17 protein-coding genes and 1 pseudogene are annotated in these 20212 nt (G+C 63.9%); all 18 read left to right on the top strand.

What is annotated here, in order from left to right; genetic code table 11:
* The first annotated feature begins 56 nt into the window (after positions 1-56).
* The 18 genes and pseudogenes from NKH06_RS17440 (at position 57) to NKH06_RS17355 (ending at position 20175) form a co-directional block, all read left to right on the top strand.
* Entirely contained in the window at positions 57-1346 is a 1290-nt protein-coding gene (locus tag NKH06_RS17440; RefSeq protein ID WP_352554149.1) for a cytochrome P450, read from the top strand.
* Positions 1330-1473: pseudogene (locus tag NKH06_RS17435) on the top strand (ferredoxin); the annotation flags it as partial. The gene NKH06_RS17440 and the pseudogene NKH06_RS17435, both read left to right, overlap by 17 nt.
* A 168-nt stretch (positions 1474-1641) precedes the next feature.
* Complete coding sequence (locus tag NKH06_RS17430) at positions 1642-2484, top strand: SDR family oxidoreductase (protein ID WP_352554150.1); 843 nt, start codon at positions 1642-1644, stop codon at positions 2482-2484.
* Positions 2484-3827, top strand: coding sequence for a cytochrome P450 (locus NKH06_RS17425; protein ID WP_352892234.1), 1344 nt, complete (start codon positions 2484-2486; stop codon positions 3825-3827). The genes NKH06_RS17430 and NKH06_RS17425 overlap by 1 nt, the downstream gene beginning before the upstream one ends.
* Positions 3828-3970: 143 nt before the next feature.
* Entirely contained in the window at positions 3971-4960 is a 990-nt protein-coding gene (locus NKH06_RS17420; RefSeq protein ID WP_352893538.1) for a polyprenyl synthetase family protein, read from the top strand.
* Between the two features lie 146 nt (positions 4961-5106).
* Positions 5107-6657, top strand: a complete 1551-nt coding sequence (locus tag NKH06_RS17415; RefSeq protein WP_352892236.1) for a hypothetical protein — start codon at positions 5107-5109, stop codon at positions 6655-6657.
* Positions 6654-7556 carry a terpene synthase family protein gene (locus NKH06_RS17410; protein ID WP_352892239.1) on the top strand — a complete coding sequence of 301 codons (903 nt, stop codon included), beginning with the start codon at positions 6654-6656 and terminating at the stop codon, positions 7554-7556. Before NKH06_RS17415 ends, NKH06_RS17410 begins: the two co-directional genes overlap by 4 nt.
* Before the next feature lie 25 nt (positions 7557-7581).
* Positions 7582-8688: a type 2 isopentenyl-diphosphate Delta-isomerase gene (gene fni / locus NKH06_RS17405; protein WP_502914497.1), complete on the top strand. Its 1107-nt coding sequence runs from the start codon at positions 7582-7584 to the stop codon at positions 8686-8688.
* 583 nt (positions 8689-9271) lie between these two features.
* Entirely contained in the window at positions 9272-9598 is a 327-nt protein-coding gene (locus tag NKH06_RS17400; RefSeq protein WP_352892242.1) for a helix-turn-helix domain-containing protein, read from the top strand.
* On the top strand, positions 9573-10829 hold the full coding sequence (locus NKH06_RS17395; RefSeq protein WP_352892244.1) for a type II toxin-antitoxin system HipA family toxin: 1257 nt from the start codon (positions 9573-9575) through the stop codon (positions 10827-10829). The genes NKH06_RS17400 and NKH06_RS17395 overlap by 26 nt, the downstream gene beginning before the upstream one ends.
* Positions 10830-11302: 473 nt before the next feature.
* Positions 11303-12196, top strand: coding sequence for a nitrogenase iron protein (gene nifH, locus NKH06_RS17390; protein WP_023763052.1), 894 nt, complete (start codon positions 11303-11305; stop codon positions 12194-12196).
* A gap of 98 nt (positions 12197-12294) precedes the next feature.
* On the top strand, positions 12295-13797 hold the full coding sequence (gene nifD, locus NKH06_RS17385) for a nitrogenase molybdenum-iron protein alpha chain (RefSeq protein WP_352892246.1): 1503 nt from the start codon (positions 12295-12297) through the stop codon (positions 13795-13797).
* A 124-nt stretch (positions 13798-13921) separates the two neighbouring features.
* Positions 13922-15463, top strand: a complete 1542-nt coding sequence (nifK, locus tag NKH06_RS17380) for a nitrogenase molybdenum-iron protein subunit beta (protein ID WP_352671235.1) — start codon at positions 13922-13924, stop codon at positions 15461-15463.
* Positions 15464-15519: 56 nt separating this feature from the next.
* Positions 15520-17010, top strand: a complete 1491-nt coding sequence (gene nifE / locus NKH06_RS17375; protein WP_352893535.1) for a nitrogenase iron-molybdenum cofactor biosynthesis protein NifE — start codon at positions 15520-15522, stop codon at positions 17008-17010.
* Between the two features lie 9 nt (positions 17011-17019).
* On the top strand, positions 17020-18402 hold the full coding sequence (gene nifN, locus NKH06_RS17370) for a nitrogenase iron-molybdenum cofactor biosynthesis protein NifN (protein WP_352893533.1): 1383 nt from the start codon (positions 17020-17022) through the stop codon (positions 18400-18402).
* Positions 18368-18865 carry a nitrogen fixation protein NifX gene (gene nifX, locus NKH06_RS17365; RefSeq protein WP_352555892.1) on the top strand — a complete coding sequence of 166 codons (498 nt, stop codon included), beginning with the start codon at positions 18368-18370 and terminating at the stop codon, positions 18863-18865. Before nifN ends, nifX begins: the two co-directional genes overlap by 35 nt.
* Before the next feature lie 17 nt (positions 18866-18882).
* Entirely contained in the window at positions 18883-19362 is a 480-nt protein-coding gene (locus tag NKH06_RS17360) for a NifX-associated nitrogen fixation protein (RefSeq protein ID WP_286461356.1), read from the top strand.
* A gap of 27 nt (positions 19363-19389) precedes the next feature.
* On the top strand, positions 19390-20175 hold the full coding sequence (locus tag NKH06_RS17355; RefSeq protein WP_352555893.1) for a response regulator transcription factor: 786 nt from the start codon (positions 19390-19392) through the stop codon (positions 20173-20175).
* Positions 20176-20212 lie beyond the last annotated feature (37 nt).

Genomic DNA, 20212 nt, shown 5'->3' with positions numbered 1-20212 from the left:
ATTGCCGGCGCGCCTGCCGCGCGCCGATCAGATCAGCCAGCCAACAGGTGACCAAGATGGACGTGCAAGAAACCACGGCAGCATGCCGGGACGCCTTCGCCGAACTGGCGTCGCCAGCGTGCATTCAGGACCCGTACCCATTCATGCGGTGGTTGCGCGAGCACGATCCGGTACATCGCGCGGCGTCGGGCCTCTTTCTGTTGAGCCGCCACGCCGACATCTACTGGGCGCTCAAGGCCACGGGCGATGCTTTTCGGGGGCCGGCGCCAGGCGAACTGGCGCGCTATTTCCCGCGTGCGGCGACCAGCCTGTCGCTAAGTCTGCTGGCGTCCACTTTAGCGATGAAGGAACCTCCAACGCATACGCGTCTGCGCCGGCTGATCTCGCGAGATTTCACCATCGGCCAGATCGACAAGCTGAGGCCGACCATCGCTCGCATCGTCGCGGCGCGCCTGGACGGCATGGCGCCCGCGCTGGAGCGCGGGGAGGCGGTGGACCTGCATCAGGAATTCGCGCTGGCCTTGCCCATGCTGGTTTTCGGCGAACTGTTCGGCATGCCCCCGGATGACATTCTCGGGCTCATCACCGGCATCAGCGCCATTCTGGAAGGCCTGAGCCCGCACGCCAGCGATCCCCAGCTCGCCGCGGGGGACGCGGCCAGCGCCAGGGTGCAGGCCTACTTCGGCGACCTCATACAGCGCAGGCGCACCGATTCCCGCCACGACATCGTGTCAATGCTGGTCGGCGCACACGACGACGATGCCGAGACGCTGTCGGATGCGGAATTGATCAGCATGCTTTGGGGCATGCTGCTGGGCGGCTTCGCCACCACTGCCGCGGCCATCGGCCATGCGGTCCTGGCGATGCTGGCGTATCCCGAACAGCGGCACTGGCTCAAGGGAGATGCCGTGGGGGTGAAGGCTTTCGTCGAAGAAGCCCTGCGCTATGACGCGCCCGCCATGTTCAGCTCCATTCCGCGTATCGCCCAGCGCGACATCGAACTGGGCGGCGTGGTGATCCCGAAGAACGCGGACGTGCGCGTGCTGATCGCGGCCGGCAATCGCGACCCGGACGCCTTCGCCGATCCCGATCGCTTCGATGCCGTGCGGTTCTACGGCACCAGTCCTGGCATGTCGATCGACGGGAAGATCATGCTGACCTTCGGCCACGGCATCCACTTCTGCCTTGGTGCGCAACTGGCCCGGGTGCAATTGGCCGAGAGCCTGCCGCGGATCCAGGCGCGCTTCCCCACGCTGGCATTGGCCGAGCAGCCGACCCGGGAGCCCTCCGCGTTCCTTAGGACGTTCCGCGCGCTGCCGGTACGGCTGCATGGGCAGGAGGGCTGAGATGCGCGTCCTGGTCGATCAGGATCTGTGCGGAACGACCGGGCAGTGCGTGCTGACGCTGCCGGGCACCTTTCGCCAGCGCGAACCGGACGGCGTGGCCGAAGTGTGCGTTGCGACGGTCCCGCAGGCGCTGCACGCCGCCGTGCGGCTTGCGGCGAACCAGTGCCCGGTCGCCGCCATTCGGGTCATCGAAAGCGACGCTGGCCATGACGAGTGCGCCAGCGCCGACCCGGCGCCTTCTCCGACGCAGGCCCAGCGGCATGCCGCGAAAGACCAATGCAATTCAGGAGACACGATGGGACGGTTTGAAGGCAAGGTGGCCGTGGTGACCGGCGCTGGCGCCGGCATCGGCAAGACATGCGCTCTCGCCATCGCGCGCGGAGGCGGCAGAGTGGTGGTGGCCGACATTGATGGCCCTGCGGCCATCGCCTGCACCGCGCAGATCGCGGCCGAAGCAGGCCACGCGCTGGCCATAGCCATGGATATCGCCGATGAGCAGGCGGTGGCAGCGCTGTTCGAGACGGCGGAGCGGCACTTCGGGGGGGTCGACCTGCTGGTGAACAATGCGAGCGCCATGCATCTGACCCCGCGCGACCGCGCCATCCTCGACCTGGACCTGGCAGTCTGGGACCAGACAATGGCGACCAATCTGCGCGGCACGCTGCTCTGCTGCCGGCAGGCCATCCCACGGATGATCGCCCGCGGCGGTGGCGCGATCGTCAACATGTCGTCGTGCCAAGGGCTCAGCGGTGACACGGCGCAGACGTCCTACGCCGCGTCGAAGGCGGCGATGAACATGCTCTCGGCTTCGCTCGCCACCCAGTACGGTCACTCTCAGATACGCTGCAACGCGGTTGCGCCGGGTCTTATCATGACCGAGCGTCTCCTCGCTAAGCTGGACGAGTGCATGCAACGGCATCTGCGCCGGCACCAGCTCCTGCAGCGCGTCGGCCGCCCCGAGGATGTGGCCGCGCTGGTGGCGTTCCTGCTCTCCGACGATGCTGCGTTCATCACCGGCCAGCTCGTGTGCATCGATGGCGGCATGCTGGCGCATGTGCCGACATATGCCGACGGTGGCAACAGCTGCGCCGCGCGCCCTGCAGGCGCCTCCGAATCGGCGGCGGCGGCGCGCTGCTGATGGACATGCTGCTCAATCCACTCAACCGTCGGCACCGGCTGCGATGCGACATCCCGGTCATGCCTGGCGCTTTCCCCCTGGTCGGGCATCTTCCCGCCATTGTCTGCGACCTGCCGCGCCTGCTGCGGCGCGCGCAACGCACGCTGGGCAGCCACTTCTGGCTGGATTTCGGCCCTGCCGGACATCTGATGACCTGTGTGGATCCGGACGCTTTCTCACTGCTCAAGCACAAGGACGTGTCCTCGGCGCTGATCGAAGAGATCGCGCCCGAATTGCTTGGCGGAACGTTGGTTGCCCTGGACGGCGGCGCGCACCGGCAGGCGCGCGATGCCATCAAGGCAGCGTTCTTGCCCAAGGGACTGACCCAGGCCGGGATCGGCGACCTGTTCGCGCCCGTCATCCAGGCGCGGGTGCAGGCGTGGCGCGCCCGCGGCGAGGTAACCATCCTGCGCGAAACCGGGGACCTGATGCTGAAGCTCATCTTCAGCCTCATGGGAATCCCCGCGCAGGATCTGCCGGGATGGCATCGCAAGTACCGGCAATTGCTGCAATTGATCGTAGCCCCCCCGGTCGACCTGCCCGGACTGCCCTTGCGGCGCGGCCGTGCCGCCCGCGACTGGATCGACGCGCAGTTGCGCCGGTTCGTCCGCGATGCGCGCGCGCATGCCGCGCGCACCGGGCTGATCAACGACATGGTGAGCGCCTTTGACCGCAGCGACGGTCCGCTCTCCGATGACGTCCTGATCGCGAATATTCGCTTGCTGCTGCTTGCCGGTCACGACACCACTGCCTCGACGATGGCCTGGATTGTGATCGAGCTGGCGCGGCAGCCTGTGCTGTGGGACGCCCTGGTCGAGGAGGCGCAACGCGTGGGCGCGGTGCCGACCCGGCACGCGGATCTGGCGCAGTGTCCGGTCGCCGAGGCGCTGTTTCGCGAGACACTGCGCCTGCATCCGGCGACCACGCTCCTGCCGCGTCGCGCGCTGCAGGAATTGCAACTCGGCCAACGGCGCATTCCCGCGGGCACCCATCTATGCATCCCGCTGCTGCATTTCTCGACCTCGGCGCTGCTGCACGAGGCGCCTGATCAGTTCCGCCTGGCGCGGTGGCTGCTACGCACAGAGCCGATCCGGCCCGTGGACATGCTGCAGTTCGGTACCGGCCCACACGTCTGCATCGGCTACCACCTGGTATGGCTGGAAATGGTGCAGTTCTGCATCGCCTTGGCGCTGACCATGCACAAGGCCGGGGTGCGGCCGCAGTTGCTGGGCGACGTCGAAAAAGGCCGGCGCTATTACCCGACCGCACATCCGTCCATGGCAATCCGCATAGGCTTCTCATGAGCTGGGCACGCCCTGTGTGGCAAGGCAGCGGCGCCGGCGGGGCGCGGCATTGCTGCACTCAGCGCACGCATTGGTGTGACGCCGGCAACACCGTGACGGCTTGCGCTCGCCGTGGCCGTCTCAGCTACAAGGACATCAACAACATGCAGACCGGTTCCACTCCACGCGACCGAATCGGCGTTTCCGCATCCGGCGGATTGGGCGCGCAGGCGCGCGCCGCCTCTGGCGGGCTGCTCCCCGAGATCTGGATGCAGGACGGCGCAAAGCGGGTCGAACAGGCTCTGGGGCGTCTGCTCTGCGCCAAAGACGACGGTAAGACAGAGCTGATGGCGGCCATGCGCTACGCCACCTTGCATGGCGGGAAGCGCACCCGCGCCTTGCTCTGTCTGGCTGCCGGCGCACTGGCGGGCACGCCGGCGCACATGCTCGACGACGTCGGCGCCGCCATCGAGATGATGCACGCCTGTACCCTGGTCCACGACGACCTGCCCGCGATGGATGACGACGTGCTTCGCCGCGGCCTTCCGACCGTGCACGTAAAGTTCGGCGAAGCCACTGCGATCCTGGTCGGCGATGCGCTGCAGGCCCACGCCTTCCTGACCCTGGCGAGCCTGGATGCGCCGGACGACATCCGTATCGCGCTCGTGCGCGAACTGGCGCAGGCGGTGTCCGCCGAGGGTGCCGCAGGCGGGCAGGCCATGGATCTGTCGTTGGTCGGAAAGCACGCCGGGCTGGACAGGATCCTGGCGATGCACGGGATGAAAACCGGAGCGCTAGTGCGCGCGTCGGTTCGCATGGGCGCGCTATACTCCATCGCGGAGGATGCCGCGCACGCTGCGCTGTATGCAGCGCTCGATCGCTACACCGCCTGTTTCGGCCTGGCGTTGCAGGTGGCCGACGACATTCTCGACGCGACGGCGGATACCGCGACTCTTGGCAAGACCCCCGGTAAGGACGCGGCGGCGCAGAAGCCGACCTGCGCGTCGATCATGGGGCTGCAGGCTGCGCGCCAGTTCGCGCTGTACTTGTTGCACGACGCCGGGGAGGCCATCGCCCCTCTGGGGCCGCGTGCGGAAGGGTTGGCGCAGATGCTGCAGCGGGCCAAGGTCTATCTGTCCGCGCCACACGCATGAGCGCGCCCATCCGTAAGGACTCGCCCCTGTGCTGGTGCGATCGGCCGGCGGGCGCTGCATGCTGCACTGTGTCCGTGTCGGCGGCGACGTGCGCGGCGTCTGCACGTTTCTGTTCTCGTTAGCCCTCTGCAGAAGGAACATACCGCGTGAACGCGCTGTCCGAACAGATCCTTTCCGAATTGCGTCATCTGCTGAGCGAGATGAGCGACGGCGGTAGCGTCGGTCCGTCCGTATACGACACGGCGCGAGCTCTGCAGTTCCACGGCAACGTCACCGGTCGGCACGACGCATACGAGTGGCTCATCGCGCAGCAACAGGCCGATGGCGGATGGGGAAGTGCGGACTTCCCGCTGTTTCGCCATGCGCCTACCTGGGCGGCGTTGCTGGCATTGCAGCGTGCCGATCCTCTTCCCGGCGCTGCCGACGCAGCCCAGGCTGCAATCCGGTTCCTCGAGCGCCAGCCCGATCCCTACGCGAATGCGGTGCCGGAAGACGCGCCCATCGGCGCGGAGCTGATCCTGCCGCAGTTGTGCGACGAGGCCGCATCCTTGCTGGGCGGCTTGGCGTTTTCGCGCCACCCGGCGCTGTTGCCGTTGCGGCAAGCACGCCTGGTCAAGTTGGGGGCTGTGGCGACGTTGCCGAGCGGCCATCCGTTGCTGCACTCCTGGGAAGCCTGGGGGACGTCGCCGGCCACCGCATGCCCGGACGACGACGGCAGCATCGGCATCAGTCCAGCGGCCACCGCCGCGTGGCGTGCGCACGCCGTGACACAGGGAAGAACGCCGCACGTCGGGCGCACCGACGGGTATCTGCAGGCTGCATCGCGGGCAACGCGCACCGGCATTGAAGGTGTCGTTCCCAACGTCTGGCCGATCAATGTGTTCGAGCCATGCTGGTCGCTGTACACCCTGCATCTGGCCGGTCTGTTCCCGCATCCCGCGCTCGCCGAGGCGGTGCAAGTGATCATCGCGCAACTCGACGCCCGCCTCGGAGTCCGCGGTCTGGGCCCTGCCTTGCACTTCGCGGCCGATGCGGACGACACCGCCGTTGCGTTGTGCGTCCTTCGCCTTGCAGGCCGCGACCCGGCGGCCGACGCGTTGCGCCAGTTCGAAACCGGCGAGCTGTTCGTCACCTTCCCCGGCGAGCGCAATGCCTCGGTGTCGACCAACATCCATGCCCTGCATGCGTTGCGAATCTTGGGAAAACCCGCGGCCGGCACCAGCGCCTACGTCCAGGCCAATCGCAACGCCCACGGTGTATGGGACAACGAAAAATGGCACGTTTCGTGGCTTTATCCCACCGCGCATGCGGTCGCTGCGCTCGCGCAAGGCAACCCCCATTGGCGCGACGAGCGCGCGCTGACCGGGCTGCTGCGGGCGCAGCGCGACGACGGCGGCTGGGGCGCCGGTCGCGCGTCTACATTCGAGGAAACCGCCTATGCGCTGTTCGCGTTGCACGTGATGGACGGGAGCGAAGAGCCGGCAGGGCGCCGGCGCATCGCGCAGGCGGTGGGGCGTGCGCTGAAGTGGATGCTCGCCCGCCACGCAGCCCATGCATTGCCCCAGACGCCGCTGTGGATCGGCAAGGAACTGTATTGCCCCACCCGGGCGGTGCGCGTGGCCGAACTCGCCGGGTTGTGGCTGGCGCTTCGTTGGGGGCGGCGCGTCTCGGCCGAGGGAGCAGGAGGGGGGCCATGATCCCGACCGATCGCGCCCTGCAGCAGGTGCTGGAGTGGGGGCGTTCCCTGACCGGGTTCGCCGACGAGCATGGCGTGGAAGCAGTCCGGGGCGGCCAGTACATCCTGCAGCGCATCCATCCGAGCCTGCGCGACACCAGCGCCCGCACCGGCCGCGATCCGCTGGACGAAACGCTGATCGTGGCGTTCTATCGCGAACTGGCGCTGCTGTTCTGGCTCGACGATTGCAACGACCTTGACCTGATCGCGCCGGAGCAACTCGCCGCCGTGGAGCAGGCGCTGGGGCAAGGCGTGCGGTGTGTGCTCCCCGGATTCGAGGGCTGTGCTGTGCTGCGCGCTTCGCTCGCCGCGCTCGCCTACGATCGTCGCGACTATGCCCAGCTTCTCGAGGATACCCGGTGCTACTGCGCGGCGCTGCGCGCCGGACACGCGCAGGCGGCAGGGGAGGAGCGCTGGTCCTACGCCGAGTACATGCAGAACGGCGTGGATTCGATCGCCTACACGAACGTGTTCTGTTGCCTGTCGTTGCTGTGGGGGCTGGACATGGCGACCTTGCGCGCGCGTCCGGCGTTTCGCCAGGCCCTGCGGCTCATATCCGCAATAGGGCGTTTGCAGAACGATTTGCATGGACGCGAAAAGGATAGATCGGCCGGCGAGGCCAACAACGCGGCGATCCTGCTGCTGCAGCGCTATCCCGCCATGCCTGTGGTGGAGTTCCTCAAGGACGAGTTGGCCGGCCACACACGCATGCTGCACCGGGTGATGGCGGAAGAACGTTTTCCCGCGCCGTGGGGACCGTTGATCGAGGCCATGGCGGCAGTCCGCGCGCAGTACTACGAGACCTCGACCAGCCGCTACCGCAGCGACGCTGCGGGCGGAGGCCAGCGTGCGCCCGCCTGAACGCGCGAACGGCGGCGTGCGCGCGCTGCCGTCGGTCCGGCCCGACGCAACGCCGTCGCCCGATGACGCGGATGGAGCGAGCATCAGCGACACCAACTTGAGCCGGCGCAAGGACGACCACCTGGACATCGTGCTGGATCGGCGAACGGCGCGGGCCCAGGCCGCCGCCGGCTGGGAGTACATTCGTTTCGAACACTGCGCATTGCCCGAGTTGGACCTGACGCAGATCGACCTCAGCGCCTCGCTGCTGGGCAAGACCATGCGCGCGCCTCTGCTGATCAGCTCCATGACCGGCGGCATGCCACGCGCCGAGGCCATCAACCGGCATCTGAGCGAGGCAGCGCAAGCCTTGGGGATCGCCATGTGCGTCGGTTCGCAGCGCGTGAGCCTGCAATCCCGCAACTCCCAAGGGCTGACGCGCGCGCTGCGCCGCCTGACCCCAGACGTTCCCTTGCTGGCCAATATCGGCGCCGCGCAACTGCGCCAGCCCGACGGCCTGGACCTCGCGCGCCGGGCGGTGGATGCACTGGAGGCCGATGGACTCATCGTCCATCTCAATCCGCTGCAGGAAGCGGTACAGCCGGAGGGCGACCGTGACTGGCGCGGCGTCCTGGCGCAGATCGCTCGCGCCGCGCGCAGCGTCGGCGTGCCGATCGTGGCCAAGGAAGTGGGGTCGGGCCTGTCCGCCTCGGTGGCCCGTGCGCTCGTCGAGGCGGGCGTGGCGGTGATCGATGTCGCCGGCGCCGGCGGCACCAGCTGGGCCGCGGTGGAGGGCGAGCGCGCCCCCGATGCCGCCGACCGCGCAGTGGCAATGGCATTCGCGGATTGGGGGATTGCGACCCCGGCCAGCGTGCAGGCGGTACGTCGGGCGATGCCAGCGGTGAAGCTGATCGCGTCGGGCGGGATCAGCGACGGCGTCGACGTGGCCAAGGCCATCCGCCTGGGCGCGGACATCGCCGGGCAGGCAGCCGGCGTGCTGCGCGCGGCTACGCAATCCAGCGAGGCCGTTGTCGCGCATTTCGAGATCGTCATCCGCCAGTTGGCCGTCGCCTGCTTCTGCACCGGCTCGGCTGATCTGGCGGCGTTGCGTCAGGCCCGCTTGTTGCCCTCGGCGCATCTGCCCGCCGGTTGACGCCGGCGGCGCCCGTACGTGCGGCGGGCGCTAGTCTTACTGAGTGCGAAAGTCTCGGAAGCGGGGGGATTGCCTGGTCGCGGGGTTGTTCGGGTGCTGCTTCGTTATCGGGGAGGCACCTCGCCATGCCCGAACGCACAGCCGAGAGTAAAGCGGTATTCGACGGCTATGTCGATGCTTGATCAGGGTGACCGGTCACGCAGGGCGAGAAGCCCCTGAAAGGGTCGGAACACCAGGTGCGGCGGGAGACCGGCAGGAGCAGATGGTACAAAGCCATTGCCATCAAGGAGTGGCGATCACATTGACCCCCAGGCAGCGCGGCCGGCCGTATGAACGAGAAGAGACGAGCGATTTCAGCCGCCGGACCCCTTGATTTAACATTCCGAGATTTCGGAGCGCTGATCGGGCGTCAGCTTCGGACGGCGTCCACCGTCGGGGGCGCCAAAAGGCAGGATGATTGATCTTTTTACGTATCATTTGTCCGATGCATGATACGCGAACAGATCCTAACACGTTGACTCTATCGCTAGATAAGATACTCTGCCATATCATCTAGCATTGGAATGGATCGTTTACATATCATATGGATTCTCAATCGGAAGTTCTGCGCGAAATCGGTGGGCATTTCAGGCAGGCGAGGCTGGCCGCTGCGATGACGCAGGAGCAGGTCGCTGATTTGGCGGGTATATCCCGTCCCCGATATCGCGACATCGAAACGGGAGCCGCAGCCGCGCGTGCAACAACGCTCATGAATATCGCTCGCGCGCTCGGCCTGGAAATGATGCTGGTTCCGCAAGTCATGGTGCGAGCTGTCCAGGCTCTATTGCGTCCGCATGATGATGACGATCGACCCGCCTTTGTTTCTCAACCTGACGATGACGATCATGGCCCCAGTATTTCGCGCACCTAAGACGATCCCGTCGCTGGACGTGCTCTTGAACGCAGTGAAGATCGGCACGATCGTCAGGACGCCGGGCGATTTCAATGCATTCAACTTCGATGAGGCCTACCGCGCGACGGGCGGCTTTCCGGTTTTCAGCCTGTCGTTCCGGGCAGCGACGGGAGGATTGCGGAAAGATCCGAAGCCTCTGGCAAGCGCCTTGCCCGCTTTCTTCGCGAACCTCCTGCCCGAGGAGAAATTGCGCGAGGCGATGGAAAGGCACCACGAAGGCAATGTGCGGCCAGGCAATGATTTCGACCTTTTAGCGGCACTGGGCGCCGATCTGCCGGGAGCCGTACGGGCGTTGCGCAGTGACGGCGCGATAGCGGTTTCGCAGGACGCTTCAAAGGATCAGCCCAAGGCACGGTTCTCGCTTGCCGGCGTGCAGATGAAGCTGTCGGTCATGAAGAACATTGGAAAAGGCGGCGGCCTTACCTTGCCGATGGACGACGAGCAGGGCCGGTACATTGCCAAGTTCCCTTCGACGGTCTTTCCGGGCGTTTCCGAAAATGAATTCGCCAACCTCGCGCTGGCAGCAGCAATCGGCATGGACGTTCCTGAATGCGAACTGGTCGAGAAGTCCGATTTTGAGGGCGTCCCCGAAGAATTCAACACGCTGTCTGACGGCAAGGTCCTTCTCGTCAAACGCTTCGATCGCGGCGCCGGTGGCGAGAGGATACACGTCGAGGATTTCGCTCAGGTCTTCGGTGTCTACCCCTCGCGCAAATATGAGGGGGCTGCTTATCACGACATAGCCTTGGCTCTTGGCGTGGCCGTCTCGCCTACGGCGGCTCTCGAGTTCGTCCGCCGCCTGGCACTGACCGTCATCACCGGCAATGGCGACATGCACCTGAAGAACTGGTCTTTGATCTATCCCGGTAACGGCGACAAGCCGGCGCTTGCACCAATTTACGACGTCCTGTCCACCGTGCCATATATTCCCGCCGACGCCATGGCGCTGTCGCTTGGAGGAGAGCGCTCGTTTAAGGCGCTAGCAGCACCGCGATGGAAAGCATTTGCGAACCGTGCACGGCTCCCGGAGCCAGCAGTCCTGAAGGCAGTGGTCGAGACGGTCAAACTCGTCAACGAACACTGGTGGCATCTGCCTGAGCGTGATGTCGTCGCAGCGAAAGTGCTCGAGCGGATCGACGAACATGTGAAGGCGATGACGCCGATACTGAACTCCTGTGCCGACAAGTGAGCCGAGACCCCTCGAGTTGCTGATCTAACGGACTATCCGCCCTGGCACCGGATGAGTGGCCGCGGACGATGGTATGCCAGCGTCGCGCGCAGGATTCTACGCAGTCTCGACGAGGACACGCGAGACGAAGCACGTCAGCTCGCGGGCACAGAAAGTTTAGCAGCTTCCCGCAAGTAGGTTGAGATGCTGTTCGTCCACTTCAACATAACGATGCGGTTCAAAATGCGGTGACTGAGGATCGCGATCCGACGCTTTGTGTCGCCAATGTCGCGTCCGCTACACGGGCTGTTCCGACGATCCTTTCTTGGAACTCAAGCTAAACCCCTGAAAAACCACTATGAAATTATTCTTCGGTTGGATCAGCCAAATTGGCATGAGTCTTGAGATCCTTAGGTGCGAGGCGGCTAGAGCTGCCCGACCGGCATTCAAGTCGCGGCAGCCGCGATGAATGGGAACGAAGGAAGGAAAGCTACATGTCAGGTTTGCGTCAGATCGCCTTTTACGGCAAGGGCGGCATCGGCAAGTCCACCACCTCCCAAAATACGCTCGCCGCCCTGGTCGACCTCGGGCAGAGAATCCTGATAGTCGGCTGCGACCCCAAAGCCGACTCCACCCGCCTGATCCTGAACGCGAAGGCGCAGGATACGGTCCTGCATCTCGCGGCAGAGGAAGGTTCGGTGGAAGACCTGGAACTCGCGGACGTGCTCAAGGTCGGCTACAAAGGCATCAAATGCGTGGAGTCCGGCGGCCCTGAGCCAGGTGTCGGCTGCGCCGGCCGCGGCGTGATCACCTCGATCAACTTCCTCGAGGAGAACGGCGCCTACGACGATGTCGACTATGTCTCCTACGACGTGCTCGGGGATGTGGTGTGTGGCGGTTTCGCGATGCCGATCCGCGAAAACAAGGCCCAGGAAATCTATATCGTCATGTCCGGCGAGATGATGGCGCTCTATGCCGCCAACAACATCGCCAAGGGCATCCTGAAATACGCCCATTCGGGCGGCGTGCGGCTCGGCGGCCTGATCTGCAACGAGCGCCAAACCGATCGCGAGCTCGACCTCGCCGAAGCGCTGGCTTCCAGGCTCAATTCCAAGCTTATCCACTTCGTGCCGCGCGACAACATCGTCCAGCACGCCGAGCTCAGGAAGATGTCTGTCATTCAGTATGCGCCGGACTCCAAGCAGGCCGGGGAATACAGGGCGCTGGCCGAGAAGATTCACGGGAATTCGGGCCAGGGCACCATCCCGACCCCGATCACCATGGAGGAGCTCGAGGACATGCTGCTCGACTTCGGCATCATGAAGACCGACGAGCAGATGCTTGCCGAGCTTCAGGTCAAGGAAGCGGCCAAGACTGCCGCACAGTAGCGACTGCTGCCGACATGAGGCGCCGCCTGACCTGGTGCGCCTTTCAAAGAACGGCGCCTCGTCGGTGAGGCGTCACCCTGAACCTTGAAAGGGGTCCCATGAGCCTGGAATACGAGAATGACGGTGGCCTCCATGCGAGGCTTATCGAGGAAGTGCTGTCGCAATATCCTGACAAGTCGGCGAAGCGCCGCAAAAAGCACCTCAGCGTCGCAAGGAGCGGCGACGAGGCTGGCGAGGAAAGCGAGGTCCTTTCCGAATGCGAGGTCAAATCGAACATCAAGTCCATCCCCGGCGTGATGACGATTCGCGGCTGCGCCTATGCCGGCTCGAAAGGCGTGGTGTGGGGTCCAGTCAAGGATATGGTCCATATCTCCCACGGCCCGGTCGGCTGCGGACAATATTCCTGGTCGCAACGCCGAAACTACTACGTCGGCACGACCGGCATCGACACGTTCGTCACGATGCAGTTCACCTCCGATTTCCAAGAGAAGGACATTGTTTTCGGCGGCGACAAGAAGCTGGAACGGATCATCGACGAGATCGAGGAACTGTTTCCGCTGAACAAGGGCATGACTGTGCAATCCGAATGCCCGATCGGGCTGATTGGCGATGACACCGAAGCTGTGTCCCGCAACAAGGCCAAGGAGCACGAAAAGACAATCGTGCCGGTGCGCTGCGAGGGCTTCCGCGGCGTCTCGCAATCCCTCGGCCACCACATCGCCAACGACGCGATCCGCGACTGGGTGTTTGAGAAGAAGGATCTCGAGTTCGAGGCCGGCCCGTACGATGTCAATGTGGTCGGCGACTATAATATCGGCGGCGACGCCTGGGCTTCGCGCATCCTGCTTGAGGAGATGGGCCTGCGCGTGGTCGGCAACTGGTCGGGCGACGCTACGCTGGCCGAAATAGAGCGGGCGCCAAAGGCGAAGCTAAATCTCATCCATTGCTACAGGTCGATGAACTACATCTGCCGGCACATGGAGGAAAAGTATGGCATCGCCTGGATGGAGTACAACTTCTTCGGCCCCTCCCAGACCGAAGCCTCTCTGCGCAAGATAGCCAAGCACTTCGGGCCGGAAATTGAGGCCAAGGCCGAGGCGGTCATCGCCAAATACCGGCCGCTGGTCGAAGCGGTCATAGCCAAGTACCGGCCGCGCCTCGAAGGCAGGACGGTGATGCTCTATGTCGGCGGGCTGCGCCCCCGTCACGTCGTCACGGCATATGAGGACCTGGGCATGGTGATCGTCGGCACTGGCTACGAATTTGGCCATAACGACGACTATCAGCGCACCGGCCACTACGTGAAGAAGGGCACCCTGATCTATGACGACGTGACTGGTTACGAGCTGGAGAAGTTCATCGAGGGGATCCGTCCTGATCTCGTGGGCTCCGGCATCAAAGAAAAGTACCCGGTCCAGAAGATGGGCATACCGTTCCGTCAAATGCATTCCTGGGATTATTCCGGCCCGTATCATGGCTACGACGGGTTCGCCATCTTCGCCCGCGACATGGACCTGGCCATCAACAACCCGGTCTGGAACCTCTACGACGCCCCCTGGAAGAAAAAAGCCGAGCCGTCGGCGGCGATCGCAGCCGAATGAAACCCTGGCCTCCCGGAAACCGGGAGGCCGTGAACGCCTGTGGCCGCTTGTCGGCGGGCGACCTGAAACTTTCGACGTCCCTGTGCCGCCCTATGGCGGGCCAGATGCAAAGAGGTAACCGCCCATGCCGCAGTCGGCTGAAAAAGTTCTCGACCACGCGCCCCTGTTCCGCGAGCCGGAATACAGGCAGATGCTCGCCGAGAAGAGGCTGAATTTCGAATGTCCTCACCCGGACCAGATCGTTACCGACCAAGGCGAATTCACCAAGACGTGGGAATACCGCGAAAAGAACCTTGCTCGCGAAGCGCTTGTCGTGAACCCCGCCAAGGCCTGCCAGCCGCTCGGCGCGGTGTTCGCGGCCGCAGGCTTCGAGCGAACCATGTCCTTCGTCCACGGCAGCCAGGGCTGCGTGGCCTATTACCGCTCGCACCTGTCGCGCCATTTCAAGGAGCCTGCTTCGGCGGTTTCCTCCTCGATGACCGAGGACGCGGCAGTGTTCGGCGGCCTGAAGAACATGGTAGACGGGCTCGCCAACACGTACCAACTTTACGACCCAAAGATGATCGCCGTCTCGACCACTTGTATGGCGGAGGTCATTGGCGACGACCTGCACAGCTTCATCGAGAACGCCAAGGACGAAGGCTCGGTCCCGCGCGACTTCGACGTGCCCTTCGCCCACACGCCGGCCTTTGTCGGCAGCCATGTCGACGGCTATGACGTTGCGGTCAAGGGCATTTTGGAGCATTTCTGGAAGGGCGAGGAGCGAACGGAAGCCGAGGGAACCATCAACATCATTCCGGGCTTCGACGGGTTCTGTGTCGGCAACAACCGGGAACTCAAGCGCCTGCTCGATCTGATAGGCGTGTCCTATACTTTCATCCAAGACGCCTCTGACCAGTTCGACACGCCGTCCGACGGCGAATACCGCATGTATGACGGCGGCACGAAGATCGAAGACGTGAGGAAGGCACTCAACGCCGAGGCGACACTTTCGCTTCAGCATTACAACACCCGAAAAACACTGGAGTATTGCGAGGGGGTAGGGCAGGCGACTGCCTCGTTTCATTACCCGCTTGGAGTCCAGGCGACCGACGACTTGCTGATGGAGGTCTCCGCGATTTCCGGCAAGCAAATCCCCGAGGCAATCCGCCTGGAGCGCGGCCGACTTGTTGACGCCATGGCCGACAGCCAATCCTGGCTGCACGGTAAGAAATACGCCATTTACGGTGATCCGGACTTTGTCTACGCCATGGCCCGCTTCATTATGGAGACGGGCGGCGAGCCGACCCATTGCCTCGCCACCAACGGCACCTCGGCATGGGAAGCGGAGTTGAAGGCACTGCTTGCATCATCGCCCTTCGGCAACGGTGCTCAAGTTTGGGCGGGCAAGGACCTCTGGGCGATGCGCTCGCTGCTCTTCACCGAGCCGGTGGACCTGCTGATCGGCAACTCCTATGGCAAGTATCTGGAGCGCGACACGGGCACGCCGCTGATCCGGCTGACGTTTCCGATCTTCGACCGCCACCATCACCATCGGTTTGCGCTCATGGGCTATCAAGGCGGATTGCGCGTACTGACGACGATCCTCGACAAGATCTTCGACAAGCTCGATCGCGAGACAAGCGAGACGGGCGTGACGGACTACTCGTATGACCTCACCCGCTAAGCATGACGGTCGGCTTTGGCCGGTCGTCTTCCCGAGGGACTTTGGAGACCGACGCAATGTCCTTGCTCAGAGCCAAAATCCAGGATGTCTTCAACGAGCCCGCCTGCGAGCAGAACCGCGGCAAGGATGCCAAGGCCCGCAAGGAGGGCTGTTCGAAGCCACTGACCCCCGGGGCGGCGGCCGGCGGCTGTGCCTTCGATGGCGCCAAGATCGTACTGCAGCCGATCACCGACGTCGCACACCTGGTCCATGGGCCGCTCGCCTGCGAGGGCAATTCCTGGGACAACCGCGGTGCGGCTTCGTCCGGGCCAACGCTGTGGCGCACGAGCTTCACGACCGACCTCACCGAACTCGATGTTGTGATGGGGCGGGGCGAGCGGAAGCTTTTCAAAGCGATCCGCGAGATCAAGGAAGCGTATGGGCCGCCGGCGATCTTCGTCTATCCGACCTGCGTGACGGCGCTGATCGGCGACGACATTGAGGCCGTGTGCAAACGCGCGGCGGAAAAGTTCGGTCTACCGGTGGTGCCCGTCAATGCGCCGGGCTTCGTGGGCTCCAAGAATCTTGGCAACAAGCTTGCCGGCGAGGCGTTGCTCGAGCATGTCATCGGCACGGTGGAGCCCGACGAGGCCGGCCCTTACGACATCAACATCCTTGGCGAATTCAACCTCTCGGGCGAATTTTGGCTGGTGAAGCCGCTGCTGGATCGGCTCGGCATTCGGGTGCGCGCCTGCATTCCGGGCGACGCGCGTTACTTCGACATTGCCTGCGCGCACCGCGCCCGGGCGGCTATGGTGGTGTGCTCGACCGCGCTCATCAATCTCGCCCGCAAGATGGAGCAGCGCTGGGACATCCCGTTTTTCGAGGGCTCCTTCTACGGCATCAGCGCCACCTCTGAAGCGCTCCGACAAATATCTCAGCTGCTCGTGAAGAAGGGCGCCGATCCGGAGATCCTCGGCCGCACCGAGGTATTGATTGCCGAGGAAGAGGCGATCGCTTGGAAGAAGCTAGCCGCCTACCGGCCGAGGCTCGAAGGCAAGCGCGTGCTGCTCAACACCGGCGGTGTGAAGTCCTGGTCGGTCGTCCATGCGCTGATGGGGATCGGCATCGAGATCGTCGGCACCTCTGTCAAGAAGTCGACCGTGGAAGACAAGGAGCGCATCAAGCAGATCCTTAAGAACGACAACCACATGTTCGAGCAGATGGCGCCGCGCGAGCTTCACGCCATGCTCTCGGAACACAAGGCCGATATCATGCTGTCGGGCGGGCGCACGCAGTTCATCGCCCTGAAGGCCAAGACACCCTGGCTCGATATCAACCAGGAGCGCCAACATCCTTACGCCGGCTATCACGGCATGGTGGAACTCGTACGCCAGATCGACCTCGCTATTCATAACCCGATCTGGCGCCAGGTGCGGGAACCGGCACCATGGGATTGCCAGCCTGCGGTGAGGCAGGAACTGCCGCGCACGAAAAGCGAGACCGCGACCTTGCATGTTGTCCAGGAATTCGCCGGCACGACGGCCGGTGATTTCGGCGAGTGTTGAGGAGAGCCGATGGTCCGCATCCTTCCCCAGACCAAAGCGGCGGCGGTCAATCCGCTGAAGTCATCGCAGCCCTTGGGTGCCGCCTTGGCCTTTCTTGGCGTCGACGGCGCGATGCCATTGTTCCACGGCAGCCAGGGGTGCACCAGCTTCGCCCTCGTGCTCTTCGTGCGACATTTCAAGGAAGCCATCCCCTTGCAGACGACGGCGATGGACGAGGTGGCGACGATCCTCGGCGGGGCAGACCATCTGGAAGAGGCGATCCTCAATCTCAAGGCCCGCACAAAGCCAACGCTGATCGGGGTCTGCACCACGGCGCTGGTAGAAACCCGGGGTGAAGACTGCGCAGGCGATATCGCCAATATCAGGCTGAAGCGCAGGGAAGAACTCGCGGGTACGGAGGTGGTGCTAGCCAACACACCGGATTTCAATGGCGCGATCGAAGAGGGCTGGGCCAAGGCTGTCACCGCGATGATCGAAAGGATTACGCGGCCCGGCGAGCAGGCGCGGCAGTCGAAGAAGATCGTGATCCTGCCTGGCTGGAACCTCACTGTGGCTGATATCGAGCATTTGCGTGAGATGGTCGAAAGCTTTGGACTGAAGCCGGTGATTCTGCCGGACGTCTCCGGCTCGCTCGACGGTACGGTGCCCGACGGGTGGGTCACGACCACCTATGGCGGCACCAGCGTCGAGGATATCCGCGAGCTTGGCATGGCTGTGCAATGCGTCGCGATCGGGGAGCATATGCGCCGCCCGGCCGAGCTGCTGCAGAGGTTGACCGGCGTGCCTTACGTGCTGTTCCGGTCGCTGACTGGATTGAAGGACGCCGACTTGTTCGTCTCGCTGTTATCCGCGGTTACGGGCGCGGCGGCGCCGGCTGGCGTGCGCCGTCGCCGGGCGCAGTTGCAGGACGCGTTGCTCGACGGACATTTCCACTTTGGAGGCAAGAAAATTGCGATCGCTGCTGAACCAGACCAACTCTACCAACTCGCTAGCTTCTTCATCGGAATGGGCTCCGAAATCGCGGCGGCGGTCACAACGGCCGCTATGTCGAAAATTCTGGAGGAAGTACCGGCGCAGTCGGTTCAAATTGGCGATCTCGGCGATTTGGAAGCTCTTGGCGCCGGCGCTGATCTTTTCGTTACTCATTCCCACGGCCGCCAGGCGGCGCAGCGCCTCGGCATTCCGCTCATGCGGGTCGGCTTCCCGATCTTCGACCGGCTCGGCAGCCAGCACAAGCTCACAATCCTCTACCAGGGGACCCGCGACCTGATCTTCGAGGTTGCCGGCATTTTTGAAGCCAACCGGCACGCGCCAACGCCTGAAGCGCTTGATCCACTCCGTAAGCGAGAAATGCCAGATGAGCTCCGTCCGTCGCCTCTCGCTCGTCACTGACGAGGTTCACGCACCGACGCCGGAACGCCAGGCCGGCGCATTGCGCGTGGCAATGGCCACGCAGGACATGAAGAACATCAACGCCCATTTCGGCTCGGCCAGGCGCTTTGCTGTCTACGACGTGATGCGCGAGGAGTGGAATCTCGTGGAAGCCGTGGCCTTTGACGACGTTTCCGACGAGAGCGGGAAGCACCGAACTGAGGGCGATGACCGCATCACCCCGAAGGTGGAGGCGCTGAAGGGCTGTCATCTCCTGTTTTGTCTGGCGATCGGCGGACCTTCGGCAGCCAAACTTGTTTCCGCAAAGATCCATCCGATCAAAGTCCCGCAGCCCCAGACCATCCAAGAGGTGCTGTTGCGCACGCAGATGATGCTCAGGACGTGTCCTCCCCCTTGGCTGCGCAAGGTGCTGGCGCAGGCAGGTGTCGCTGAACAGAAACCCTCCTTCGAGGACGAGGGCTGAATTGAGGAGTAGCCGAAATGTTTGAAGCCGCTGTTAGCCCTGCCGCCACCGAGGACGAGGCGGCCCTTGCCACCCCGTTCGTCAAATGCCTCGTGCGGTTGATCCGTGCCAATGATTCCCACGGGTCATGGGAAGGCAAATCGGACCCCGAGCTGCTGGGCGACTTCATCATCACCAGGGAACAGCGCCGTGCAATTCCAATCATCGGCGATCCCGATCCGGACGTGCTGTGGAGGCTCGATAAGTTCTACACCGCCGTCGGGCTTGCGATTGAGGAGCGCACGGGCCTGATGGCATCGCCGATGATGGAGATGAGCCATGAGGGCTTCGGGCGCGTGCTCTTCACAGCCGGGCGGTTGGTCGTTCTGTCAAAGACCCTGCGCGACGTCCACCGGTTCGGTTTCGAGACGTTCTGGAAGCTCGCCGCGGCCGGTACCAAACTGGCCGGCGATGCCACCGCAGCCATTGAGGCTCATCCCGAGGTGGCGCGGGCGTGATGCAACCGACTTTCGATCGAGGGGATCATGTCAGGTCTTGAGGACATGCGGTGGCCAGCCCTCTCAATTGAGGCGGCCCAGGCCGATATGGTTCTTGGGGTAGCGCTGATGAAGCCAGGGGTACTGATCTGTTCGCAAGATGCGGAGTTGTATCTGTACTACAGCCACATTCTGGGGGTGGATGGCTTCAGGATTGAACTGGCCAGAAGCGTGGAGGAAGCGCTGGCATTAGCCAGTGAACGGGAGCCGCAGGCCGTGGTGCTGGACTGCCAGCCGGCAAGCTCGACAGGGTCTACCATCTGTGCCCAGCTCAAGGCGGAGTTCCGGAACAGAGGCCTGCTGGTTATTGCGCTGATCGCGCCCGGCGCCGAAAACCAGCAGCTCGATCTCTTGAAGGCAGGTATTGACGAGAGCTTTGTGCGGCCCTTCACGCCGGCGATGCTGCTCGACTATCTACGCACGAAGCTGGCGCTACCGAAGCCGGGTTCAAACGGGATCGAAAATGGCAGCTGGCTCTGCTGCGGCAGCCTTGAGATGAAGCTCGATGCCCACCGAGTTCGCGGCAATGGCCACGACATCCACCTCGGACCTCTCGAATTCAACCTGCTGCGGCAATTTCTTGAGGCTCCCGGCAAGGTCTTCAGCCGAGACGAGCTGATCGACGCGGCCTGGCCGGACAATATCCATGTCGGTGAACGCACTGTCGACGTCCATATCAGCCGGATCAGAAAGGCGCTGAAGGCGGCCTCGCCAGGTAGCGTCATTCGTACTGTCAGGTCTGCCGGCTACTCGCTCGAGAAGCTGGACGACTGAATCGCGAACGGATGGTGTGCCACTCTCCGTCTTCGTT

The organism is Mesorhizobium sp. M1342 (genome assembly GCF_040317955.1).
GTDB lineage: Bacteria > Pseudomonadota > Alphaproteobacteria > Rhizobiales > Rhizobiaceae > Mesorhizobium.
The sequence above is the reverse complement of the archived record's forward strand: the minus strand, read 5'-3'. Positions and strand labels throughout refer to the sequence as shown.